The sequence below is a fragment of the Micromonospora sp. NBC_01405 genome (genome assembly GCF_045040155.1).
Lineage (GTDB): Bacteria > Actinomycetota > Actinomycetes > Mycobacteriales > Micromonosporaceae > Micromonospora.
In genome coordinates, this window is the sequence record NZ_CP109532.1 from 527,503 (window position 1) to 534,470 (window position 6,968).

8 protein-coding genes are annotated in these 6,968 nt (G+C 69.4%); 5 read left to right on the forward strand and 3 right to left on the reverse strand.

Annotation, left to right across the window (positions count from 1 at the left end; translation table 11 throughout):
- Positions 1–3 precede the first annotated feature (3 nt).
- Entirely contained in the window at positions 4–555 is a 552-nt protein-coding gene (locus tag OG559_RS01990; RefSeq protein ID WP_405111649.1) for a sugar O-acetyltransferase, read from the reverse strand.
- 88 nt (positions 556–643) lie between these two features.
- Here OG559_RS01990 and OG559_RS01995 point away from each other — a divergent pair, with 88 nt between their 5' ends.
- The 3 genes from OG559_RS01995 (at position 644) to OG559_RS02005 (ending at position 2,608) form a co-directional block, all read left to right on the forward strand.
- Positions 644–1,573: a LysR family transcriptional regulator gene (locus tag OG559_RS01995; protein WP_405111652.1), complete on the forward strand. Its 930-nt coding sequence runs from the start codon at positions 644–646 to the stop codon at positions 1,571–1,573.
- 75 nt (positions 1,574–1,648) lie between these two features.
- On the forward strand, positions 1,649–2,032 hold the full coding sequence (locus OG559_RS02000) for a hypothetical protein (protein WP_405111654.1): 384 nt from the start codon (positions 1,649–1,651) through the stop codon (positions 2,030–2,032).
- Between the two features lie 63 nt (positions 2,033–2,095).
- On the forward strand, positions 2,096–2,608 hold the full coding sequence (locus OG559_RS02005; protein ID WP_405111657.1) for a VanZ family protein: 513 nt from the start codon (positions 2,096–2,098) through the stop codon (positions 2,606–2,608).
- Positions 2,609–2,828: 220 nt separating this feature from the next.
- Here the strand turns inward: OG559_RS02005 and OG559_RS02010 are convergent, their stop codons facing one another.
- Complete coding sequence (locus OG559_RS02010) at positions 2,829–3,431, reverse strand: SMI1/KNR4 family protein (protein WP_405111660.1); 603 nt, start codon at positions 3,429–3,431, stop codon at positions 2,829–2,831.
- Between the two features lie 337 nt (positions 3,432–3,768).
- Between OG559_RS02010 and OG559_RS02015 the strand changes: the two genes are divergently transcribed.
- On the forward strand, positions 3,769–4,134 hold the full coding sequence (locus OG559_RS02015; protein WP_405111663.1) for a hypothetical protein: 366 nt from the start codon (positions 3,769–3,771) through the stop codon (positions 4,132–4,134).
- A gap of 386 nt (positions 4,135–4,520) precedes the next feature.
- Here OG559_RS02015 and OG559_RS02020 read toward each other — a convergent pair whose 3' ends face one another.
- Positions 4,521–5,837 carry a PP2C family protein-serine/threonine phosphatase gene (locus OG559_RS02020; protein ID WP_405116314.1) on the reverse strand — a complete coding sequence of 439 codons (1,317 nt, stop codon included), beginning with the start codon at positions 5,835–5,837 and terminating at the stop codon, positions 4,521–4,523.
- Between the two features lie 377 nt (positions 5,838–6,214).
- Between OG559_RS02020 and OG559_RS02025 the strand changes: the two genes are divergently transcribed.
- Positions 6,215–6,514: a hypothetical protein gene (locus OG559_RS02025; protein WP_405111666.1), complete on the forward strand. Its 300-nt coding sequence runs from the start codon at positions 6,215–6,217 to the stop codon at positions 6,512–6,514.
- The last annotated feature ends 454 nt before the right edge of the window (positions 6,515–6,968 follow it).

Sequence of the window (6,968 nt, forward strand, 5' to 3'; positions counted from 1 at the left end):
GGGTCAGTCGATCGCCTTGACCACCCGCGCGGGCACTCCCGCGACCAGCATGCGGGCAGGCACATCACGGGTGACGACAGCGCCGGCAGCGACCACCGAGCCCGCACCGATGGTCACGCCCTGGGTGACCACGGCGGCCGCGCCGATCCAGACGTCGTCCTCGATCACGATCGGGGCGCTGGTGATGTACTCGCGCCGCTCGGCCAGGGGCAGCGGGTGCCCTCCGGTGATGAGGCTGACCCTCGGGGCGATCATGACGTTGTCGCCGATGCGGATGCCGCCGTGGTCCATGAACGTGCAGCCCTGGTTGACGAAGACGTTCTTCCCGAACCGCGTGTTCATGCCGTGCTCGGTGAAGAACGGCGGGTAGATCGTCACCGACTCCGGCAGCGGACCACCGAACACAACCGCCAGTAGTTCCGCACGCGCCTCGGTATCGCTGAACGGCAGCACGTTCAGCCGTGAGGTAGCGTCGGTCACCTGTGCGATCCGCTCCGCATAGCGCGCGAACTCGGGCGTCTGGACATACATGGCCTGGTCTGTGGTGGTGGGCATGCGCTGATCCCAGCACCTCGGCGAGGCGCGATCAAACAACCCCGAATGCGCCCAGACACAACCACTGGTTGTGGCCGTAGAGTGGGGTGTGGATGTCGAAGCGCTGCGCACGTTCGTGGCCGTGGCCGGGGCCGGCCAGTTTCAGGCCGCGGCAGACGAGCTCGGGATCAGCCAGCAGGCGGTCTCCAAGCGGGTCGCGGCCCTGGAGAAGTACCTGGGGGTCGCGCTGCTGGTACGCACCTCCCGCGGCTCCCGGCTGAGCCTGGACGGGCAGGTCTTCCTGCCGCACGCCAAGAAGGTCCTGACCGTCGCCGAGCAGGCCGAGCAGGCCGTGCGCCCCGGGGTACGCCCGCTGCGCGTGGACGTCCTCAACCGGCGCATCGCTCCGGCCCAGGCCGTCTACCGCTTCTACCGATCCCGTCCGGAGGCCAGCCTGGACGCGGTCACGCTGGCCGAGGAGAACGCCGTCCAGGCCGCCCGGGCCGTGCTCGAAGGAACCATCGACGCCTCGTTCCGCGCCCTGCCGGCGGACCAGGTCCCGGCCGGGATCAGCGCCGAACGGCTCCTGGACTCGCCCCTGGAGCTCCTAGTCGGACCGAGTCACCCGCTGGCCAGCGCGGCCTGGGTCAGGCCCACCGACCTGGCCGGACACCGCATCTGGATCCCCGGGATCAGGCCGGGCGCCGAGTGGGCGCAATTTTACCGGTCGCTGTCGCAGGCCTTCGGCCTGAGCATCGACGCGCTCGGCCCCAACTTCGGCGACGAGGCCCTGATGGACGCCCTGGCGGACTCGGCCTCGCTGGCAACCCTGGTCGGCAGCGAGGACCGCTACCTGTGGCCCCAGAGCTACTACCTGCGCCGCATCCCGCTGCGCAAACCGACCCCGCTCTACCCGCACGTGCTGCTCACGCGCACCGGGGACCAGCACCCCGTGCTGACCGCGTTGCGGGACCACCTGCGAGCCTCAAGACCCCGGACCACCGATGAGGTGTGGGTCCCGGACTGGGTGGCCCACTGAGCGGCCACCCGATTTAGCAGGCACGTCCTGGACAGCACGGGCGAGCGGACGGATCCGCAGCCGGGTGGAGCGTAGATGATCACGGGATACGACACAGTTCTCATCACCGGCACGCCGGTCGACGCCGGTATCCGAGCGATGCTGGACGCTCTGCATGGCAGATGGCCGAACATGTTGGTCGCCTTGGGCGGGGAGCAGCTCGGGCCGTTTCTTCCGTGGCGGAAGACGCGTGCGCAGGTGCCGGCCAACGCAGGTGAGGTGTACGTCGCGCGCGATGCGGAGATGGAGCGGCGCTGGGACGATGTCGGGTATTCAAGCACATCGCTGATCTTCCCGCTGCCACCCGCCGGCTCGACATCCTCATCTGCCGCTGACAACGCTCGGAGACGACCGGATTTGCCGATGAGCGGTCACCCGATCTTGTGCACGGGATCCACACACTTCGTTGACGTGGGCTGATGCCCGGCCGGACTATGATGATCCACGATGATCCCCGGCGGGTACCTGCGTTGGCTTCCGGTCGTGGCGACTGCGGTGGCTCTCGTCATGGCCAGCTTGGTCGGCACGCGTCACCTCGTGGCCTGTTACCGGCAGCGCGGCGTACCAGCGGGGCTGGCGGTCCGGCGGGCATTGGCCACGACGGCCATGGCGGCCTGGACGCTGCCGTGGCTGATGGTGGTCCTCACCCCACTCGACGCGCCCCGAGAGGTTCGGCTGGTGCCGCTGCGCGACCTTGTGGAGATCCTCGCCGACCATCCGCTGACCGCGTTCTTCCAGATCGTGGGCAATCTGCTGGTGTTCGCGGCGGTTGGGTTCGGTCTGGGCATGGGGTGGCAGGTCCGGTTCGCATACGTGGTCGTAGCGGCTGCCGGCATGTCGACCGCCGTGGAAGCGCTGCAGTACGCCCTGGCACTCGGACGCGTCTCGTCGATCGACGACGTGCTGCTGAATGCGACGGGTGCAGGCCTGGCCGTCCTCCCGGCGCGTCGGATGCCGGTTCCCGATCGCCTGCTGTCCTTACTGCCGTCGCGATGAGCCCCTCCCGGTCGCGGAGCCGGACACCCGCCACCGCGTGGCCAACCGCTTCCACCGCTGGTCGCGTCGCAGCCGGGCCGGAGTAGCTGCAGCGGCTAGAGGTCTGCGGGGGACCACAACGGCGGTTATGATCTTGGTGCCCGGATCTGCCGCGAAGCGCGCTCATGCCGATATATATATGCCGTCGGCACGGCGCTGGAGCGTGCCAAATCCTCGCGAATTACGGTTCGAGAGCCGACCACGCCAGGTACTCCGCCCAGAACTCTGCGCTTGCCGACATCTCCCAGCCGTCGTATGAGTACCTTTTGCCGACACCACCCTCGCCAAACTCCTGCAGTACATAGTCGACCAGGTCCGGCGCCCAGCAGATGATGTCGGCCCCGTACACGGACAACACCGGATGCCCGTAGGTCCCCCGACCGGTGGGCAAGTACCGACCGCCGAAGATCGGAACCAACCAGGGAACTGCGGCGAGGTGGTCCGCCGCAGCGTCTTCGGCATCGGTCACGCCGTCCGGGCGAGCGCCCCAACTCGAAGCCCAGTAGCCCTTGAACCTGACCGCCTCCAACACGCCCTTCCCCGGCAGCGCGAGCCATTGCCGCAAGCCGTCCGGATTGCCGTAGCGCCAGTCCGGCCAGCCGCCGCCCGCGGGCAGCCCCGTCGTAAGGAACGAGCGGTGATCATCAGCGAACTCGAACCCGAACTGTTCCTCGACCCGGGCCAACTCCTCACCGGTCAGGCCTGGGCCGATCCGGACCGAGCCCAGCCGCGCCAACCGCCGCGCGGCCTTCCTACCCCAACGCATCCCCGGCGTCTCGACCACGAACACAGACTATCGACAATATCGCCGCCGGACCTCTGGCGATAACGCACGCACATGCCGCCGACACGGCATCCGAATCTGCCGCGATCAGCTGAGGTTGGCGCAGATCAGTTGGCGGACGCCTTTTGCGCATCAGTCGACGGAGGACACGATGGCATGGCACGTCATTGCCGAAACGTTCTCATCAACATCAAGAGCGCCGCGCACGCGCGGCGCACCGGCGGGCTGCGGTGCGCTGCTGGCGGCCTCCGGCCGGCATCGCGCGCCGCAGCCCGCCGCACCGGACGACGGCTGTCCAAGTGCCCGGAGCCGGTAGCTGTGTGCTGCCGCTACCGTGATGCCCGTGACGACCTACGAGGCGGACGTAACGGCCGTGGACATCCTGCTCGCCAGCGCCGCTGTCGCCCTGGTGGGGTGCGCTGCCTGGATGGTCATCTACACCCGGCGCGCGTCAACGGTTCGGCTGTTCGGGCGGACCGCGCATTACCCCCGGTTGTGGGCCGCAGGGGCAGCGTGCGGGGGCTTCTACGCTCTCTTGGGGCTAGGAAACCTCACGGAGGTCACGCCCAGCACTTGGCGCACTCCGGCCCGGTGGATCGCCGCCGCGCTGTTACTGGCCTCGTTTGCCCTCATGGTCACCCGCGGGGTCCTTGATTCTCGCGCCAGGCGTCGGAATGGTCGTGAGCAGCAGATCAGGCCATGACGAGCGCCAAAGTGGCCGGTCGCCGTCAATGTCAGAGCGCCCGGCTGCCGCGCCGCTTAGCGGCTTGCCGACGGGTACGGGACCAGTCCGTGGAAGACCGGCGCCACGCCAAGCCGACCCCAGCCCGAGGGGCCGGGGGCGGTAAGCCGTACGACGCCGGACAGCCGCGTCGGAGGGTGTTGCCGAAAGCTGGGAGACGTCGAGACGCCTGCACGTCGCCGCCAGCCTTCAGGCATCCATGCCTGCCGTGCAGAGTACGTGCAAAGATCTTGACTGGCCGGGCAGGTTGATTGGCCCGATCGACCAGGTCAGGGCCAAGTGAGCCGGCCGCCGCAGCCGCCTTCCTGAACCGTGTGTCGCAGGTTGGAATCCTGCCGGGGGCCACCTCAAAGATCAGCAGGCCGGGGGGTGACGTGTAGCAGCATGAGGGCGGTGTCGTCGACGGCGTGACCGCCGGCGTATCGGGCCGCGTCCTTCGACAGCCGGGCCAGGGTGTCGGTGGCACCGGCACCGTGGGTGGCGGCAAGCGACTGAGCGAGGCGGTCCTCGCCGAACATGGGCCCCTGGCCGCAGTCCCGGGCTTCGGTGATGCCGTCGGTGTAGAGCAGCAGCGCGTCACCGGGTTTCAGGTGGAACGCGGTTTCCTTCAGGTGCTCTCTGCCGAGTCGCATCAATGGGCTCAGCAGGATCCCTGCCGCGTCGAGTGGTTCCACGGTTCCGTTCGCGCGGCGGATGAGGGCCGGCGGGTGTCCGGCGCTGGCGTAGTGCCCGCTGATGCCGTCGCCGGATGGGCGGAACGTGGCGAGCGCGGCGGTGAGGAACCGGTCGCTGACCCTCTGCTCCAGCATTGCCTCGTGCAGGCGGTGCAGGACCAGGCTGGGCCGGGCGTGCTGGGTGGCCTCGGCGCGGATCGTGTACCGGGCCAGAGCGGTCACCTTCGCGGCGTCGATGCCCTTGCCGCACACGTCACCCATCACGGCGCACCATGCCTTGCCGCGGGTGCGGAACAGGTCGTAGAAGTCGCCGACCACGTCCGCGCCGGCCACACCGGTGGTGTCGGCCGGCAGGTGTACGGCGGCGACGTCCATGCCGGGCGCGATCGGCATCCGTGGTGGCAGGAGGCTGTCCTGCAGGGTCCGGGCGAGCGCCGAGGAGGCGTCGCCTGCGGTGCGGGCGTCGTGCAGCGCTTGGCGCAGGGCGATCTCGGAGGTCACCGAACGGGCCAGGATCCGCAGCGCCTCGCGCTGCGGCTCGGTGAAGGGCCGGGATGCGTCGTCCACCACGCAAAACCCGCCGAGGACCTGTCCATCCGGTGATAGCACCGGGTAGCCGGCCCACGCGCCGATGCCAAGCGCGCCGACTGCGGCCAGATCCTTGATCCGAGGATCGGTGACGGCATTCTCGGCGATCAGTGGCTCGCCGGTGCCGATCAGGATGTGGCACGGGCTGTCCCGGATGTCGTTCTCCCGGCCGGCTGTCGGGTCTATGCCGATCGCGCTCTTCCAGTACGACCGGCGGCCGTCCGCGACGGTGAAGAACGCCATCCGGGTGCCGGTGACGGCCAGAGCCAGCCGCGCGAGGTCGTCGAACGTGCCCTCGGCGGCGGTGTCCAGCAGCCCAGAGGCGGTGACCGCTGCCAGTCGTTCCGGGTCAAACACGGCCTGTGGCAGCTCACCCGCCGGAGGGATGGCCTTCTTGACCATCACGCCGTTCCTCCTGCCGCTGTCGCTTTCAGGCACCGCTCCCGTTCCCGTGTTCCGAACTGAGGTGAAGAATAGTGCCCCGTCCAGGCGACGGACAGGACGCAGAACACCAGGCTGGCGAGTGCCTGGTTACAGGTAGGCGGTACGCAGCGCGATCCAGGGCCGAGCCGGGGTGAACAGGCGGAGGCGGAGGAGCAGGAGGCGGCCAGGCAGCGGATCCTCGCGCAGGCCGAGGCGGATCGGATACCCGTGGAGGAGACGACCCGGGCGGTGCCGGGACCGGCGGTAGCGTCAAGGTCTCCACCCTCCGAGATGTCGCCGCCGTCCTCCGCATAGACACCGCCGTACTGCTTGGCCGGGACGTGCAACCCGCCGATGTGACCGAGCGGAACGGGGGCGTCGAGCGGATCCGGGCGGCGCTGTCGACGTACGAGATCGCACTCGGCCGGCAGGCGGCCCGCCGCCCCGTCCTGCCGGCCGAGCGGCTCGCCCGCGAGGTCACGCACGCGTGGACCACCTTCCAGCGCGCCCGCTACCCACAGGCGATCGACCTGCTGCCGCAACTGCTGACCGACGCAGCGCACCCCCACAGAGCGTGTGTCGAAGCCCGGCAGCGTGTCCTGCCAGCAGCCAAGCGCGATCACCGCCAGCAAAACCGATCGCTGTTGCGACGATGAGCGGAGATCGGGTAGATCTTGGAAGATTTCGGCCCCTGGAGGGGCCGTTTGCTTCCAAGATCTACCAGTTCCGGGGTCGGTCGGCCTTCCGGGGACCGGCGTCGGGCCGGGTGGGCGCGCACAATCCGTTCGGTCGTGACCGCTGTAGGGCCAGGACCATGTCAGGGGTTCTCCGCCCAGGGAGCAGACCTGACAGCCCGTAGCGGGCGGGCCCCGGCGGACCCCGCGCGCCGAGCCGAGGTGGGCCGACTTCGACACAGGCCCCAACAGGCCGGAACGCCTCGGACGACGCCCGATCCGGCACGCTCGCCGCCGGCTCGGCACGAACTGCTCATCGCCATGGCCGACCTCGCGGGCCTGCCCACATCGCCCGAGGCCCCGGCGCGCACGCCGGCGACGCCGAGTACACGCGACTCGCGCTGTCCGTTCCCGCCACGGACTGCTCTCTCCGCAC

Excerpts from the sequence above, each read along its gene's own strand:
- OG559_RS02020 (WP_405116314.1), bottom strand. The coding sequence starts at position 5,837 with ATGGTCAAGAAGGCCATCCCTCCGGCGGGTGAGCTGCCACAGGCCGTG.
- OG559_RS02000 (WP_405111654.1), top strand. The coding sequence starts at position 1,649 with ATGATCACGGGATACGACACAGTTCTCATCACCGGCACGCCGGTCGAC.
- OG559_RS01990 (WP_405111649.1), bottom strand. The coding sequence starts at position 555 with ATGCCCACCACCACAGACCAGGCCATGTATGTCCAGACGCCCGAGTTC.
- OG559_RS02015 (WP_405111663.1), top strand. The coding sequence starts at position 3,769 with ATGCCCGTGACGACCTACGAGGCGGACGTAACGGCCGTGGACATCCTG.